Origin of the sequence: Xanthomonas sp. NCPPB 4467 (genome assembly GCF_041475665.2) — a bacterium.
GTDB lineage: Bacteria > Pseudomonadota > Gammaproteobacteria > Xanthomonadales > Xanthomonadaceae > Xanthomonas > Xanthomonas dyei.
Map to the genome: position 1 here is coordinate 3,263,617 of NZ_CM191260.1, position 16,716 is coordinate 3,280,332.

The window sequence follows — 16,716 nt, forward strand, 5'->3', positions numbered from 1 at the left end:
CATACGTATTCAATAGCGACACCACCACATGGTCTCCAGCATGGGTCAGCTTCGGGACCTCGATGTAGTCGTCACGGCCACCGCTGGAGCAATGCCAATCCATTGGTTGAACACGACAAAGCGATCAAATCGCCCTGCTGCGCGTCTCGCTCTCTTGCACCTGAGACTGCATTTGTGAAGCCTGACGCTGGCTCTCTTCGGCAGCTTGCCGGCTGCTGTGCTCCAACGGCTGATTCTGCGCCTGGTCGCGGTCCACAAAAACCCGCTGCATTGCCGGGTCTGTCATCTCGCCCTGCACTGCGAAGAAGCCGTCGCCGCTCTTGTTGGGCACCACGTGGTCGATGCGATTCAAACCACTGACCTTTGACTCGAACACGATCTGACCGGCTGCTTGCTCAAGCTCTTTGCGGTTGGTAAACCCGCCGCGCTCGCCTAGCGCTTCCAGCTTGCTCACTGCACCGTTGTACATCGCGTTGTCGGGATGGCGAGGGTCGGACAGCAATGGGCTGGTTGCCTGTGCCGGCGCAGTCGGAGCGGCTGCCTGCTCGGCTTGCTTGGCCGTGTATTGTGACATCGCCTTACCCAAAGCGGCCTGGGTCTGTCCACCGACCACGCCGTCCACCTGCAACCCATGCTCGCGCTGAAATTGCTCGACCGCGTATTTGGTGTTGCCGCCGAAGTCGCCGTCCGTCTGTAACGGCTTGCCATCACGCCCGGTGACACCGAGTTGGGCAAGTTGGCCTTGCAGTTGCTTCACTTGCTCGCCGCGCTCGCCTTGTTCTAGTTTGCCGTCGTGCGATGCACCGCGCTTCGGCTGCTGAGGTACAGCCGAAGTATTCGCATGCAACGTATGCGCACGGCCCGGCTGCATGTATTGATCCATCCCATCACGATTACGTGTGATGTCGTGCATGTAGTCGTAGTTGCTGGTGCCATTGCTATCACTAAACTCTCGTCCACCAGTTATCGCTGCGCGAGCGCCGCCGTAACCTGAGATATGACGTGCCTTCAAAAACCCGGCTACTTTTGTTGGACTGTCGTCGCTATCGAGTACCCCATCACGCACTGCCTGACGATACGACTTATCACTATTTATCTTGAAGGCGCCGTCCTGTAACTCGGCAGAACCCTTGTATTTTTGAAGATTTAATCCATCTTTCCAATTGGACGAGTCTTCAAGAAACTTTGTCATTCCACCACTGGCAGCCCATTTCCACTCGGCACCCCGAACTTTCTCTGGATCGAAGCCAGCATCCCGCATCGCGGAGTTGAGCTTCGCGCTATCCACATATCCCGCGTCGGCAAGCCAACCAGCACCCGCTTGATATCTGCCAAGGTAACCTTGCTTGTTGGTTATCGATAGATCACCACCATTACTTTCTGTCATAACGGTCGAAGCAATCAAACGGCGGGTTGTCTGATCATCAAGGCCCGCAATATTCCCTTGACTATAAGCCTGAGCGGTGGCCGCCGCTTTTTCTCGTCTATCAGCCATGTTTCATGTCCTCTGGATATGACGGTTGGGTAATGCACCACCACCTAGTGGTGCCGGATGCTGCGGTTAAAGCGCCTTACATTGCAACTTTTCTATCCTCTTAACGGGCTTCTCTTTGGTAAACAGAAAAGTGGTGTAGCCAGGACCGCGCGAGCCCTCGCCGTCGTCAACATACGCTTCCAGAAATAGTTGATGACCATCGAGAACCACTTCGAAAAATTTCGTCTGGGTGTCAGGGATATCCTCTCCCACGTCTGCGGCGCAATCTCCCGCAATCAACCGCAGTGACGCCGCAGGGGGCAACTGGCGCTTTACTACATCAGCATACTCAGGGCTAACATAAAACTTCTTTACCGCAATCGAATGCACATTCCGCGAATCTCCGTTAAGGGTAATACCTGACTCACCCTCATTTACTTTCTTCACTCCCGCCTCTGCACCTTGATTTCCATCAGGCACGTCAACCATGCCGAAACCGTCCAGAAGGAGAGTACCTTCTCGGAAACGCAAGTTCTCCGGACTGTTGCTATCAGGATTTGGCTGCGGCGAAGCTTCTCGCCAACGCACTTTATTAGCGCCATCGAAGCTTGACCAAGGAACATTATCTTGATTGACAAGTAGGGAGACGACCTGATGGAGAGGCGTCATTTGTCTTAGTCCTTGCAATTCATCAACCTGAGGCATAGATCTAACTTCGCGTTGCTGCGCCTCTGTTTTCCTTTCCTGAAAGTTAGCGCTAATTTTTTGACTGGGTGCCTCACTTTCGCATGCACCCAATAACACAGCAACAGAAGCCAGAAGGTAAAGAATTTTTCTCTTTGATGGCATTTTAGGCCCAACCAGAATATCTACACATCGCAGCGACAGATAATATGAAAATTTTTTAACGATTACAGCATTCAAAAAATTCGATTCAGTACTTCTTAAATATCGGATCCGAACACCCAGAGTAGATGACTTTACACTCGCCACCACCATGATCTTTACAATCTCTCATAGCAAGGTTAATTGCAATATCCTTACTCTCGGCACCCTGAAGAAAACTTTTCCTTTCCGAAGAAACCGATGCTGCGCACTGATTTTTATAACTTAAATCCACCTTGCAATCTGTAGCTCCGCCTTCTGCGCATAGCTGAACAGCTTTTCTTTCAGCCTCTTGACGACTTAATTTACCTGTAACGGCGCCACTCTCGCCAGTTGCGTTCGAGCCTGCAATTGCGCCCCATGTTTTTAACCACTCACCCGTAGGTCTCGGTGGCGGATCCGGAATATCCCCTCTTGATGTACCAGAGTCTGGTCCGCACTGCGGACTGCCAGGTGCTACTCCGACAGGACATGCAGTCTGCCCAAGTGCGACGCCGGATAGAAATAAGTTCAGTACAAACAAGAATCTAAAACGAATCATGGGAGCGCCCTTAATGACGAAGATTAATTTTTCGCAAGGCCACGACTACCGCTAGTGTTCTCTTGACTAGACGACGGTTCTGTACGCATCCCAGCAGTAGTGCGCGCCTCTCTTTGCTCACTGGGCCTTGAGGTTTCACGCTCCGGCGCCCCAGGCTCATAAGGCCGCCCAGCTGCCGGCGACTGACCTGCCCGATCCAACTGCCCCAGCGCCGAGTACGCCGTGAACTGGCCTAGCGTGCCCTGGAAGAAGGCCGCGGCCATCGGGGGTGCCGTGATGATCAATGTGGTCAACACCAAGCCCAGTCCTCCCTGCTGCAGCGCCATGCTGCTGATGCCTTCGCCCGTAAACCCGTTCAGCGCCCACTTTGCAACGAAGGCAGCACCTACTGCGCCAACCACCTTGGTTGCCAAACTCACCGTGAAGGTCAATACCGACAACGAAAACACAGTGCCCAATCCGTATAGCAGCCACTTGCTGAACAACGACTTCGTCGCCTGAAACAGCAGACACAGGATGAACAGAGGCCCAAATCCTACCACCAGCGCCATGGCCAGCTTGTTGAGTAGCAGCATCGAGCCGGCGACTACGCCTGGACCGGCCATTCCGAGACCGGTGAACCACCGAGCCCGCTCTTTTTCATCTTGGCTCTCTTCATCACCGCCCGTCTTAATCTGATCCAACGCCGACATCGCCACTTGCATCAGCATCAAGTTCTTATCGATCGCCTCATAGGGACTTTTTGAGCTGCCTGTCACTGTCCGGGTGATCGCCGAGCTGATCCCGTCCGTCAACGTCCAATACAAGCGTGGCGAGCCCTGCGCCATGCTGGTTGCCAACCCGATGATCAGCGCCGCGCGAAGCGCCGTGACCACCAAGGCCCATCGCCGCCTCGCGCAACTGACCGGTCACGATGCGATAACCCTGGATAAAAATCCAAAGCGTCAACACCGTCAGGGACACCATACCCACCCAGGCCGGCGTGCGCTGCAACAACTCCCACTGAAAGATCGCAATCTCATCGCGCAGGTAGTTGTTGATCAGACAAAAAAAGTTGTACTAATACTTCTTAAAAATCGGATCACTACACTTAGAGAGTGTCACCTTGCACTGACGCCCAGAATCCTCCCTACACTTGTCAAGAGCCAATTTAGACGCCTGATCTATGCTGGCGGCGCCAAAAATAGATCCCTGCCCCTGCCCAGAGTCTGCAGCAGCAACGCATTGATTGAAGAAAGTTAGACTGACTCGACAAGTTCCTGAGCCTAAACCTTCGCAGCTTGCAATCGCATCATTCTCGGCCTGTTTTTTTGTAGTCCGCCCAGAACTTACACCTGCGTCACCATTCCCCGCAGCAGCAACCGCACCCCATGTCTTAATCCACTCACCTGTCGGCCTAGGCGGAGGAGTCGGGATGCTTCCTCGTGATGTACTGTCATCAGGCCCACACTGGGGACTTCCCGGGGCAACGCCTACAGGGCATGCTGTCTGACTAAATGCCTCATTACAAAGTCCATTTGCAATCAGTAGAATTATAAGCGGCAAATAAATATTTTTCATGGCTGTTAACCTTAGGTTGCAGCTTTTCCGAGCTTGCCGGTTTGATTATTATCGGCAGGGGCGTCGGAATAAGCAGTACGTCCGCTAGTGGATTGCTGTGCGTTGGGATTTTCAGTATTTCTAGCAGGCGCCCCAGGCTCATAAGGCCGCCCAGCTGCCGGCGACTGACCTGCCCGATCCAACTGCCCCAGCGCCGAGTACGCCGAATCGCCACCGGTCTTGATTTGGTCAAGGCCGGACATTGCCACCTGCATCAGCATCAGGTCCTTGTCGATCGCCTCGTACGGGCTGTCCGAATCGCCTGTCACCGTCTTGGTGATCGCATGGCTGACCCCGTCGGTCAAGGTCCAATACAGCTGCGAGGCCCCTTGCGCCATGCTCGTGGCCAAGCCGATGATCAATGCTGCAAGCAGCGCCGTCACCACCAGGCCTGTCGACTCCCCGCAATTCAGTGCCAGCCAAAACTAGAGGTCTGCGGTTGATGTTGATCACGAAACTCGGCGGGCGTTAGCCCGCCCAGGCTGTCGTGCGGTATCTGTTGGTTGTAGTCGGCCAGCCAGTGTTCGGTCTGTTCGCGGACCTCGCTCAGCGTGCGGAAGAGATGCATATCCAGCACGCCGCGCCGGTAGCTGCCGTTGAAGCGTTCGATGAAACCGTTTTGCATCGGCCGTCCCGGCTCGATGAAATCCAATGCGATGCCTTTGCACTCGGCCCACTCGGCCAAGGCTAATGCGACAAACTCCGGGCCATTGTCCAAGCGAAGCTTAGCGGGATAGCCGCGCCAGGCTGCGATGCGTTCCAACGTGCGGATGACGCGGGCCGCCGGAAGATTCAAGTCCACTTCGATCGCCAAGGCTTCCCGACTGAAGTCGTCAATGACATTGAACGTGCGGAAACGCCGACCATCCCACAGCGCATCGGACATGAAGTCGATTGACCATCCAGCATTGGGTCGCTCTCCGCATGCCAGCGGTTGTGGATGACGCGTCGGGACCCGACGCCTGCTGCGACGACGCTGATTAAGCTTCATCAGGCAATACACGCGCCAGACCCTCTTGTGATTCCACACATGTCCGCGACGACGGATGATCTGAAAAAGTTTTCCAAAACCACGCTCGGGAAAACGCTCGGCCAATTCGGACAACAGTGCAATGACCTCCTCGTCGCGATCAGGACGACGCCGATAGCGCGCCGTCGAGCGAGCCACGCCAACGACTGCACAGGCCCGGCGCTCGCTCCAGCCATGTTGCTCGACGAGCCAGGCAAGAAGCGGGCGTTTATGCGCCGGGTCTACAGCTTTTTTGCGATGACATCCTTGAGTGCATGGTTTTCCATCGCAAGCTCGGCGTACATGCGTTTGAGCTTGCTGTGCTCGGTCTCCAGGTCGCGAAGGCGCTGCACATCAGCTACCTCCATGCCACCGTACTTGGACTTCCAGACGTAGTACGTCGCGTCGGAAATACCCAGCTCACGGCACACATCCTTGACCTGGCGGCCGCCCTCAACCTGCTTCAGCGTGGCGACAATCTGGCTTTCTGTGAACTTGCTCTTGCGCATCGTTAGTCTCCTCGGTGGCTAGTGTGCCCGGAGACCTGTAGTTATGGATGGATCAATTTTACGGGGAGTCGACACTACCATGCCGATGCCCGTAAACCAACGTGCCCGATTCTGGGAATCCTCACTTTCTTCGTTGCCGCCCGTCTTGATCTGGTCCAGATCTGTCAACACCATCTGCATCAGCATCAAATTCTGATCGATCGACTTGTAGGGGCTATCCGGGTCACCTGTTACCGTCTTGGTGATTGCCGAACTAATTCCGTCGGTCAGAGTCCAATAAAGCTGGGGCGAGCCCTTGGCCATGCTCGTGACCAACCCGATAATCAATGCTGCCCGCAGCGCCGTCACCACCAACCCCATCGCCGCCTCGCGCGACTGGCCGGTCACGATGCGGTAGCCCTGGATAAAAATCCAAAGCGTCAGCACCGTCATTGACACCAAACCGACCCAGGCGGTCGTGCGCTGTAACAACTCACATTGAAAGATGGAAATTTCGTCGCGAAGTTCATTGGAAGTAGAGCCAAGGCGGACATTCCTGACCGCCTTGGCAATTTACCAGATCGCTGAAGCGCAACGACCAACACACCCGAATTACATGGACATCGAGCGCGAAGCAGTTTCCTGGGTCTGCACCTGGGTGGCCTGACGCTGGCTTTCCTCGGCCGCTTGCCTGCTGCTATTTTCCAACGGCTGATTCTGCGCTTGGGCACGATCCACAAAAACGCGTTGCATTGCCGGGTCGGTCATCTCGCCCTGCACTGCGAAGAAGCCGTCGCCGCTCTTGTTGGGCACCACGTGGTCGATGCGGTCCAAACCACTGACCTTGGACTCGAACACGATCTGCCCGGCTGCTTGCTCGAGCTCTTTGCGATTGGCAAAACCGCCACGCTCGCCCAGCGCTTCGAGCTTGCTCACTGCGCCGTTATACATCGCGTTGTCTGGATGACGGGGGTCGGACAGCAAAGGGCTGGACGCTGTCTGCGCCGACGCAGTGGGTGCGGCTGTCTGCTCGGCTTGCTTGACCGTATGCTGGGACATCGCCTTACCCAAAGCGGCCTGGGTCTGTCCACCGACCACGCCGTCCACCTGCAACCCATGCTCGCGCTGGAATTGCTCGACGGCATATTTGGTATTGCCGCCAAAGTCGCCATCGGGATGTAAGGGCTTGCCGTCACGGCCAGTGGCACCTAGCTGGGCAAGCTGGCCTTGCAAGTGCTTCACTTGCTCGCCGCGCTCGCCTTGTTCAAGTTTTCCGTCATGCGATGCATCGCGCTTCGGCTGCTGAGGTACAGCCGAAGTATCAACATGCATCGCATGCGCACGTCCCGGCTGCATGTATTGATCCATCCCATCACGATTGCGCGTGATGTCGTGCATGTAGTCGTAGTTGCTGGTGCCGTTGCTGTCGCTGATGACCCGCCCGCCAGTAACAGCTTCGCGCGCACCACCGTAGCCTGAGATATGGCGAGCTTTCAGGAAGCCTGCCACCTTGGCTGGATCATCACCTTCGTCCAACACGCCATTGCGGATGGCTTGGTTATAAGCCTTGTCGCTGTTGATCTTGAACGCACCATCTTGCAATGCGGCCGATGACTTGTATTGCTCAAGGCTCGCCCCATTCTTCCAGTTAGAAGAATCCTCAAGAAAACGCGTCATACCACCGCTACTCGCCCACTTCCATTCAGCACCACGTACTTTTTGTGGATCGAAACCGGCATCGGTCATCGCATCGTTGAGCTTTGCACGATCTACATATCCCGCATCGGCCAACCAGCCCGCCCCTGCTTGATAACGACCGACGTAACCCTGTTTATTAGTAATTTGCAGATCACCGCCATTGCTTTCAGTCATGACGGTCGATGCAATCAGACGACGCGTCATTGCGTCATCTAGACCCGCGATGTTGCCTTGATCGTAGCTTTGAGCGGTGGCCGCCGCTTTTTCTCGTCTATCAGCCATGATGCATGTCCTCTGGATATGACGGTTAGGAAAAACACCAGCCTTCTACTGGTGCCTAGTGGTGACTATTTCACGACTCTTTACATTGCAACGCTTGAATTCTCTTTTGTGGCTTGGTTTTCGTAAAAACGAACGTTGTAAAGCCTGGCCCACGCGTTTCTGTACCATCGTCAAGATAGGCCTCTACAAATGCCTCGCCTGTATCAAGACCGATCGCATAAAACTTTGTCTGCAGTGGATCGGGCCCACCATCCCCGTCTCCCGCACAAGTGTCTGCGATCAATCGTACCGCCGTAGCCATGGGCAGCTGGCGCTTCAAGACCTCGGCATACTCTGGACTGGCATAGAACTTCTTCACTGCAATGGATTGCACAGTCTGCGCATCTCCATTGAGCGTGATGCCTGACTCGCCTTCATTGGCTTGCTTCGCCCCCCCCTCAGCACCCTGGTCCCCATCCGGCACATCTACCGGGCCGAATCCATCGAGCAGCAAGGTCCCGCTGCGATACTGCGCATTCTCGGGATCTGTGCTATCGGAATTAGCTTTCGGCGACGTATCCCGCCACTGCACACCGGGAACCGCATCGAAGCTCGTCCAAGGCGTACCATTTTTGGCAGTAAGTAACGAAACGACTTGATTAAGCGATGTCATTCGTTCTTTTTCTCCTGGATTCTTACTCTGCGATACGGGCTCATTTTGACTTTTCTGCAAATTCTGCTGTGTACTTGGAGAAGTGTCACCTACTTTTTCTGAGACAGCCTCCTGTTTGCACGCTGCTAGTAACAGAAACACAGTAAACATCAGAACTCTGGATACATTTCTTAAAAATCTAACCATCACGGCCCTCGCTCTATCAAACAAATGAGCCAAAAATCAAAACTAGCAGAAAGCCAACCCAATCACAGGGATCAGAAATGATGGAACATGACAATAAAGCATCTTTAGCCTCTTACAGGCATGCGCGCACTAAAACCTCTTAAATATTGGTTTAGTACAGTCCTTATAGATGACAGAACAACCCGCCCCACCCTGTTTTTTGCACATGCTCATAGCATCATTTTCGGCAAGCCCTGTATCTGGTGCAGCGGCAACGCCCGCCCTGCCTTGGTTTGAAGCTGGGGATGCAAGTGCAACACATTGATTTCTATAAGTGAAAGTTACAGCACAGCCGTGAAACCCTGCAACCTGACACTGATCGACAGCATCAGCCTCTGCGTCGCCTTTTGATAGTTTTCCCGTGGACGCCCAGGCTTCGGAACTATCTTCCGCATTCACAATAGCCCCCCACGTTTTAATCCATTCGCCTGTTGGCCGAGCCGGAGGGAGCGGGACGTCCCCCCTTGAGGTTCCTGAGTCAGACCCACATTGCGGGCTACCCGGCGCAACTCCGACGGGACAGGCAGTCTGAGCATCGGCAACGCCAAGAAGCACCAACCAACAAATTGATATAAGTAGAACTCGCATAAATATACGCCTCATGTCGTTAGCCATTCTAATTATTGGATGCTATGCCACGAGAACCAGTACTGACTGGTGAGTTAGATGGCTCACTACCACTGGCGCGCGTATTAACTTGAGACACGTTTTTCTGATGTTCTGACGAACGCCCCCCATCGGTCGCAGGTGCACCCGGTTCATAAGGTCGCCCTGCGCCCGGCGATTGGCCAGCCCGATCCAGCTGCCCCAGCGCCGAGTACGCCGTGAACTGGCCTAGCGTGCCCTGGAAGAAGGCCGCGGCCATCGGGGGTGCCGTGATGATCAACGTCGTTAACACCAGTCCTAATCCTCCCTGCTGCAGCGCCATGCTGCTGATGCCTTCGCCCGTAAACCCGTTCAGTGCCCACTTTGCGACGAAGGCTGCGCCTACTGCGCCGACCACCTTGGTCGCCAAGCTCACCGTGAAGGTCAATACCGACAACGAAAACACAGTGCCCAATCCGTATAGCAGCCACTTGCTGAACAACGACTTCGTCGCCTGAAACAGCAGACACAGGATGAACAGAGGCCCAAATCCTACCACCAGCGCCATGGCCAGCTTGTTGAGTAGCAGCATCGAGCCGGCGACCACGCCTGGACCGGCCATTCCGAGACCGGTGAACCAACGGGCCCGGTCTTTTTCGTCTTTGCTCTCTTCATCACCGCCCGTCTTGATCTGATCCAACGCCGACATTGCCACTTGCATCAGCATCAAGTTCTTGTCGATTGCCTCGTAGGGACTTTTTGAGCTGCCCGTCACTGTCCGGGTGATCGCCGAGCTGATCCCGTCCGTCAACGTCCAATACAAGCGTGGCGAGCCCTGCGCCATGCTGGTTGCCAACCCGATGATCAGCGCCGCGCGCAGCGCCGTGACCACCAAGCCCATCGCCGCCTCGCGCGACTGACCGGTCACGATGCGATAACCCTGGATAAAAATCCAAAGCGTCAGCACCGTCAGGGACACCATACCCACCCATGCCGTCGTGCGCTGCAACAACTCCCACTGAAAGATCGCAATCTCATCGCGCAGGTAGTTGTTAATCAGACGAAAAAATTCGTAGTTGGCGATGTTCGTCAAAAAATCCATATGTCACCACATCCACTAGACGGCTGCGCCGTGGGGCAGTCGCTGCCCCGGGGTTGATTACGTTGCATGATTCGGTCGTGCCATATCGTCAGTCTTTATCGATTGCCAACGGCGGTTCCATGCCAGATGGCTTGTCACTCTTGATCGTCTCGAGCGCGCCCTTCATCACTGCACCGGCCGCAAGCGTTTTACCTAGACTCAGCACATCGTCCGGCACCCAGTCCGGCACCCAACTCCAACGATTGCTTTTTGGTGGTTCCTTGCCGGCCATTGCCGCCTTGGCTGCTGCTGTCTGCTGCCCAGTCAGGTAGGCAATGCGCTTGTCATAGGCGAACATCGCCGACTCCATCTGCTGGCGGTCGATGTCCATCATCGCTTTCAACGCGAGCAACTTGTTGGTATTACTTTCCAACTCGCCAATCTTTTGGTCGCCGATCTTCTTGCGCTCATCCTCAATGGTACGAAGACGTTCAAGACGCTTGGTGGTGATTTCATACATGGCGACCATGTAGTTGTATTGCGAATTGAGAGTGCGCTGAATCAACTCGCACGATTCCTTCTGCGAATCGGACACGGGCGTTCCTTTCGTTGAAGCCGCGCATGCCGCCACACCTTGGTCATCGGGAATCTTCTCGATCTTTTCCTTCGGCTTCTCTACTTCCTTGCCACTGGATTCCTTACCATCGCCATTTTTGATGGTCTGGTTCTTGCGGATTGCCTCAACCTTTTCATTTAACTTCTTATCCTCTACCTCCCACTGCGCACTGGCCGCTCCCGCCATGCTGAGCAGCACCAGTCCCATCAAGACTCGGGAAAAATGTCTGAACGTGGTTCCCATGGTGTTCTTCGCCTCCTGTGACACAGATGAAGTTGGTGCGGAATGAAGCGACTGCTGATGAGTGGATGGACTACGCATCTTCGGCCTCCTTGTCTTTGACCGCTTTGCGCTTGCCCGAGCCCTTGCGGTTGGCGTAGAAATCGCTCAACCACTGCTCCGGCGTCAGCTGATCGACGGTCACGCCAAGCTTGCTGGCCTTGCCGGCCAGGATCTGATGCATGATCTCGATGTTGTCGGTCGAGGACGAAATCACCGACAGCGCATCGTCCATGCCGCGCAGGTTGAGCTGGCACACCGCAGAGGCATGGCCTTGCTTGACCAGGAAGCAACGCGAGCGCTCGTCCAGCGCCACCACCACCTGGTACTCGGCATCGGTGAGCTTGAGGCCTTCGATGTAATCGTCTCGGCTGGCATTGGGGTTGGGCAGCAGCACCATCGTGGCGGTCTGCTCGATCAGCGCCGCAGCGATATCGCTGGCCAGCGCGTCCTCCGGGCTCTGCGTGGCGAAGATGCCGAGGCCGTTCTGCTTACGGATGGTCTTCTGCTTGTTCTTGGCGAATTCCTTCAGCCCCCCCTTGCCATCGAGGATCTTCCAGAACTCGTCCATCACATAGATCAGCGGGCGGCCGTCGATCAACGCCTCCAGGCGGTGCAGCAGGTAATTGATCACCGGCACCCGCACTTCGGCGTTGTCGATCACGTCGGTATAGTCGAAGCCGATGATCGAGGCGCGCGTCAGGTCGATGGTATCGACGGGGTTGTCGAACACCCAGCCCAGCGAGTTGCCGGTCGTCCAGCGACGCAGACGCGCATACAGCCCGTCGTCGCCCATGTTGGGCAGACTCGTACGGAAGTTGCTCATGCTGCGCAGGTGCATCGGCGTGTCCAGCATGCCTTCCACCGCACGATAGATGTCTTCTTCCTCGCGGGCGCTGTACTCGGCCTTGCCGCCCAGCACCTTGATCAGTTCGGCCAGGAACTGCGTGTTGGCTTCATTGCGCTCGCACTGGAACGGATTGAAACCGGTCGGCACGCCGTTTTCCAGCGCCAGGTAATTGCCGCCGCACGCACGCACGAAAATCTCCGCGCCGCGGTCCTTGTCGAAGAAGAAGATAGTCGGGATCGGATCGAACTTCTGCACCTGGCTCAGCAAGAAGTTGATCAGCGCCGTCTTGCCGGTACCGGACTTGCCGATCACCATCGTGTTGCCGATCGCCTTTTCGCCGAGCGAATTTTCGGCCGGATGCGTGGCGTGGAAGTTGAAGTAATACGGCTGACCGTTAGTGGTCTGCAACGTGGTCACGCAATCGCCCCATGGGTTGTTGTGCTGCTTGCCCTGGGCGAAGTTGTGGAGCGGCGACAGGCCGAGGAAGTTGAGCGAACTCAGGTTGGCGATCCGCGTGCGGAAGCGCCAGTTGCCCGGCAGCTGCGCGTAGAACGACGAGGCGATCGCCAGATCTTCCTTGGCGGATACGAACCCGGCGTTGGACAATTCGGCACGCGTCGTCGCGATCTGACGGGCCAGCTTCTCCTGGCTGTCGGCATAGACCGCCAAGGTAAAGTGATATTCACCCAATACGAAGTTGCCGGAGGCCACGTCATCCATCGCCAGGTCCAGGTCACGGATCTGGCTGGAGGACTTGTCGCCGGACGAAATCATCATTCCCTTGGTACGTTCCAACACCTTCAAGGCATCGTGACGCCCAACCGGACTGAACGAATGCGTCATCACGTATTCGAAATCAAGATGCTTCAGGCCATTGAGGATGCCGGGATAGGTTCCGTCGGCATATTCCTTGACATTGAGGATCGCACCGAAATGATTGATGCCATCCGGTGTGCGGATGACAAAATCGCCGGTTTTGTTGGCAAACATGTGCTTGCTGACCGGCAGGTACGCCGGCACAGGCGCCTGTAGCACTGGAACAGGCTCGTCGATGCGGTTGAGCAAGTAGCCGAGAAACTCCAGCGTCTCGGAAAACACCACACCATTCTTGGCTTCATACATGCCGAGCCGGTAAGGTGAATAATCCTTCAGCACCGCCTCGACGTTGGTGGCCAACTCGATGATCTTGGAGATGGCCTGCTCTTCCTCTGCCCGGATCTTGTCTGGATTGACAGACTTCTCGACCAGGCGTCGCCCGGTAACGACAGGACGATAGATCATGCTGAAGTACAACTCGTTCTGCATGATTTTTTGTGAGGATAGCGCTGCGTAATACTCGTCGGACAGCGTCTGATTGAATGACTGCTTGAAGCGCCCGCCAGTGCCAATTTTCCGACGACGGCGAACGTCGTGAACCCAGAACGCGATATTGGCGAAATCCGGTGCACGCAAGGTTTGCAACAACCGATTGAACGTATTGTGGCGTTGCTCAAGTTCGTACTCGTCACGCCCAACGAAGGGCAAGCCAGCCAGATGCCAAATCAACAGGTAGTCGCCACCGGTCGTCTTGACGACGGACGGTGCGACGTGTGTCGAAATGGAAACAAATTCGCCGATCGGACTGTCTGGACTGAACATGGTCTTACCAAGTTAGAGGAAAAGCATCGAACCAAAAACTATTTAAAACACCAACCCCACGCAGATTGAATGCGTGGGGTTGGCTGACGTTTTCACATGCTCATCGCGATTTCCCCGGGGGACTCTTGCGATATTCGTTAGGAGTGAACACCCACATCCCCGAATAACGCTGAAGGTTTCGAGCACGCATGCGAAAAAGCCATCGCAATCCCAGCAACCTGAAAATCATCTCGTCTCGCTTCGCCATTTGCTGCATGGCGAAGATGATGACGGGAATCGTCAACAGGAACCAAAGATCGAAGTACATCCCCGACAGCAGGCCACCGCCCGCGCCAATGAAGAAGGGGATGTAGGGCACCCCCAAGAACATCGCAGGGCGGGTGCAGCCGCGGAAGAGTACGTCTTTATGCATAGTACTGAGCGATCTGTACCAACGAAGCGCCGATTCCCGAGCAATCTCCGGCGTTTGCATCCTTATTCTGCAGGATCATGTTGGCAATCTGGCCGGCAGCACCGATCAAAACGCCGCCGATCAGGATCGGGGACACCTCAGAGATGCGCTTGTGTGCGAAAGCGATCTGATACCCGGCCACGATAACCGCGATGGTGACCACTGCGATCGAGCCCATATTCAGCAGCTTCGTGACGTTGTTCAGAAAGCCGCACACGCGCGTATCGGTATCTGCGAGACCGTTTCCATCAGCCGCACCAACACCACCTGCCACCATCAGCAGCGAAACGAACACCAACGCCTTCATCGCCTGAGTGCCAACCATCTTGGCCTCTGCAATTGTCTTCTTGTCGATTTCAAACTTCATGTCAAACTCCTTGGGAACAGAGGGGGTCCAGCAGCCATATCCTTGGCGATCTTCCATCCTAAAAAACAAATGCACTATCAATTTGCTGAGCCGTCTGTGGTGCACGCGGCACGGAGACGGGATTTGCGGGTTGATCAGTCTGCGTCGAGATCTGCGGTGCGACGGCGGGCAACGCTACCCCACGCCCCTGGCCTGTCGGCTTTATCACATACAACTCGTTCTCCGCCGCCGGAGCCACAGGAGTGGCCCGACTCGGCAGAGAATAAGGCGCTGACGGTGCCGATAGCATAGGCCCCGACGGTGAAGCCACTGTGTTGCCCGCCCCAGATAGATCCTGAATACGACGCGCCACAATCGCATCTGCCAATTCGGCAGCCGCCTGCTTGAGCGGATTGGCAGGCCGTAACTGCACTTGGCGCGTTGGCACAACCGCAATGGGCTCAGGGCCGGAAGATGCTACCGACTGGCGGATGGATGCATAGATCTTTTGGACATAACCATGTTTGAAGCCGGTCTCGAAGTTGCCGGAGTAGTAACAGCTGAACGACTTGCCCCAGTTAGCGCCAGAGCGCGAATGACACTCCGCCAGAATCCTCGACGCAGCGACCAGATTGGGGCATTTGTCGAATGCCATTTCATAACTGGTGAGCCCGTATTTCTGCAGGTTGTAGCGGTTGACCTGGCCTAGCCCAAGGGAGAAGTTATAGCCCTTCTGTTCGAGCATCTTGGCAGTAGCGACCGCCTCAGCCAGACCCCGCGGCTCACGTACCAACCGCCCGCCAACCACACCGATGGCATACGGATTGCGCGACGACTCGACACGGACAACGTGCTGCATCACCTCGCCAGGAACAGCAAGTCCAGTGCACCCCATCAGTTCCATGCCAGGCAACATGTCATTACTCCTTGCAAAACCAAACCAGCCCCAACGAAAGAATTGACCTCTCAACCGCCGCGCAAGGTTCTCAGAGGATCGAAGTCGATCCCGGTGATGAACCGGCGCCCCGCGTGCGCCTTGATATGAACCACGATGTCGATGGTCATTCTCAACAACCGCTTGATCACCTCGAACTCCAGACCAGAGCCTTCGTTCGATGCCTTGACCATCAGGGCCAACTGATCCCAGGTCTGCTCGACACTGCCGGCGTGGCAACTGGTGATGGAACCCGGATGTCCCGAAGCGCAATTACGGATGAAGTAGAACGACTCATCGCCGCGCAACTCGGCCAGGATGATGCGATCCGGTTTCATGCGCAGGCATGCTTCCATGCAACTCTTGGCAGTCACGTTGCTGGCGCTCTGCCCGCCCTTCGAATACAGCAGGTGCACGGAATTGGGCTGACTGATGAACAGCTCTCTAGCATCCTCGATGGTCACCAGGCGCTCTTCGTTCGGAATATGATTGACCAACGCCTTCATGAAAGTGGTCTTGCCGCTGCCAGTCGCTCCAGCAACGACCACGTTCTTCTTGTACAACACGCACTTTTTGAAGAACTCGGCATAGTCACGCTTGCGGCGTAACTCCAGCAATTCCTGATCATGGTCGCTGACATCCGCCGACTGCTCCAGCACCTCGTCGAAGAAACCGTCGTGTTTGTACTGTTCCAGCGACTTCGTGTGCTTGGACGGCAGCCGGATCGTAATGGATACCTTGCCGGCATCGCATGCTGGCGGCATCACGAACTGCGCACGCTGCCCGGTCGGAAAAGTCAGCGACACCACCGGGTCGGCGTCGGTAATACGTTGGCCGGTATTGCTCTCATTGACGACAGCCGTACAAAACTGCCGAGCACGGTCGTAGGTAAGGGACGGCACATCAACCCGCTGCCACCCATGAATCGTCTCAAGATACAGCTCACCCGGACGATTGATGCAGATTTCGGTCACGTCAGGCGAATTCAGGTAATCCAGGATTCCCAGCACTGAGTACTGGTAATCCAGGAAGTCGTTGGAGATACGCGCCGTCGGGGAATCATCGATCGTCATGGCAGCCACA

Annotated in this window: 15 protein-coding genes and 3 pseudogenes; all 18 read right to left on the reverse strand. The window is 55.6% G+C overall.

Annotated elements, in window-relative coordinates:
* Window positions 1-124: 124 nt before the first annotated feature.
* A complete protein-coding gene (locus tag ACCQ06_RS14330) occupies window positions 125-1,387 on the reverse strand; it encodes an XVIPCD domain-containing protein (RefSeq protein WP_316692605.1) in 1,263 nt (420 codons plus the stop codon).
* Between the two features lie 174 nt (window positions 1,388-1,561).
* Window positions 1,562-2,398, reverse strand: a complete 837-nt coding sequence (locus tag ACCQ06_RS14335) for a hypothetical protein (protein WP_228325169.1) — start codon at window positions 2,396-2,398, stop codon at window positions 1,562-1,564.
* Window positions 2,399-2,408: 10 nt separating this feature from the next.
* Entirely contained in the window at window positions 2,409-2,900 is a 492-nt protein-coding gene (locus ACCQ06_RS14340; RefSeq protein WP_228325168.1) for a DUF4189 domain-containing protein, read from the reverse strand.
* Between the two features lie 23 nt (window positions 2,901-2,923).
* Window positions 2,924-3,872: pseudogene (locus ACCQ06_RS14345) on the reverse strand (TrbL/VirB6 family protein).
* 87 nt (window positions 3,873-3,959) lie between these two features.
* On the reverse strand, window positions 3,960-4,460 hold the full coding sequence (locus ACCQ06_RS14350) for a DUF4189 domain-containing protein (protein WP_228325167.1): 501 nt from the start codon (window positions 4,458-4,460) through the stop codon (window positions 3,960-3,962).
* 206 nt (window positions 4,461-4,666) lie between these two features.
* Window positions 4,667-4,918 (reverse strand): annotated as a pseudogene (locus ACCQ06_RS14355) (hypothetical protein); the annotation flags it as partial.
* Window positions 4,909-6,017, reverse strand: a protein-coding gene (locus ACCQ06_RS14360) for an IS3 family transposase (RefSeq protein WP_316686063.1) whose coding sequence is annotated in 2 segments (ribosomal slippage) — window positions 4,909-5,756 and window positions 5,756-6,017 — 1,110 coding nt in all. Because the reading frame shifts where the segments join, the coding sequence is not laid out codon by codon here. The gene ACCQ06_RS14360 and the pseudogene ACCQ06_RS14355, both read right to left, overlap by 10 nt.
* 78 nt (window positions 6,018-6,095) lie before the next feature.
* Window positions 6,096-6,569 (reverse strand): annotated as a pseudogene (locus tag ACCQ06_RS14365) (type IV secretion system protein); the annotation flags it as partial.
* A 39-nt stretch (window positions 6,570-6,608) separates the two neighbouring features.
* The gene (locus ACCQ06_RS14370) at window positions 6,609-7,898 is read right to left on the reverse strand and encodes a peptidoglycan-binding domain-containing protein (protein WP_228325179.1); all 1,290 of its coding nucleotides are present in this window, start codon (window positions 7,896-7,898) and stop codon (window positions 6,609-6,611) included.
* Between the two features lie 148 nt (window positions 7,899-8,046).
* Window positions 8,047-8,778: a hypothetical protein gene (locus ACCQ06_RS14375; protein WP_228325163.1), complete on the reverse strand. Its 732-nt coding sequence runs from the start codon at window positions 8,776-8,778 to the stop codon at window positions 8,047-8,049.
* Between the two features lie 165 nt (window positions 8,779-8,943).
* A complete protein-coding gene (locus ACCQ06_RS14380) occupies window positions 8,944-9,468 on the reverse strand; it encodes a DUF4189 domain-containing protein (protein ID WP_316686596.1) in 525 nt (174 codons plus the stop codon).
* Window position 9,469: 1 nt separating this feature from the next.
* Window positions 9,470-10,540 carry a TrbL/VirB6 family protein gene (locus ACCQ06_RS14385; protein WP_228325162.1) on the reverse strand — a complete coding sequence of 357 codons (1,071 nt, stop codon included), beginning with the start codon at window positions 10,538-10,540 and terminating at the stop codon, window positions 9,470-9,472.
* A gap of 88 nt (window positions 10,541-10,628) precedes the next feature.
* Window positions 10,629-11,456 (reverse strand): hypothetical protein, encoded by an 828-nt coding sequence (locus tag ACCQ06_RS14390; RefSeq protein ID WP_228325161.1) that lies wholly within the window; start codon window positions 11,454-11,456, stop codon window positions 10,629-10,631.
* Window positions 11,449-13,902: a VirB4 family type IV secretion/conjugal transfer ATPase gene (locus tag ACCQ06_RS14395; protein ID WP_372364380.1), complete on the reverse strand. Its 2,454-nt coding sequence runs from the start codon at window positions 13,900-13,902 to the stop codon at window positions 11,449-11,451. Before ACCQ06_RS14395 ends, ACCQ06_RS14390 begins: the two co-directional genes overlap by 8 nt.
* A 100-nt stretch (window positions 13,903-14,002) precedes the next feature.
* Window positions 14,003-14,314, reverse strand: coding sequence for a VirB3 family type IV secretion system protein (locus tag ACCQ06_RS14400; protein WP_228325159.1), 312 nt, complete (start codon window positions 14,312-14,314; stop codon window positions 14,003-14,005).
* Window positions 14,307-14,720, reverse strand: a complete 414-nt coding sequence (locus ACCQ06_RS14405; protein ID WP_228325158.1) for a TrbC/VirB2 family protein — start codon at window positions 14,718-14,720, stop codon at window positions 14,307-14,309. The genes ACCQ06_RS14400 and ACCQ06_RS14405 overlap by 8 nt, the downstream gene beginning before the upstream one ends.
* 58 nt (window positions 14,721-14,778) lie before the next feature.
* A complete protein-coding gene (locus ACCQ06_RS14410) occupies window positions 14,779-15,603 on the reverse strand; it encodes a lytic transglycosylase domain-containing protein (protein ID WP_316692607.1) in 825 nt (274 codons plus the stop codon).
* Window positions 15,604-15,665: 62 nt separating this feature from the next.
* A complete protein-coding gene (gene virB11, locus ACCQ06_RS14415; RefSeq protein WP_005996067.1) occupies window positions 15,666-16,715 on the reverse strand; it encodes a P-type DNA transfer ATPase VirB11 in 1,050 nt (349 codons plus the stop codon).
* Window position 16,716: the final 1 nt, after the last annotated feature.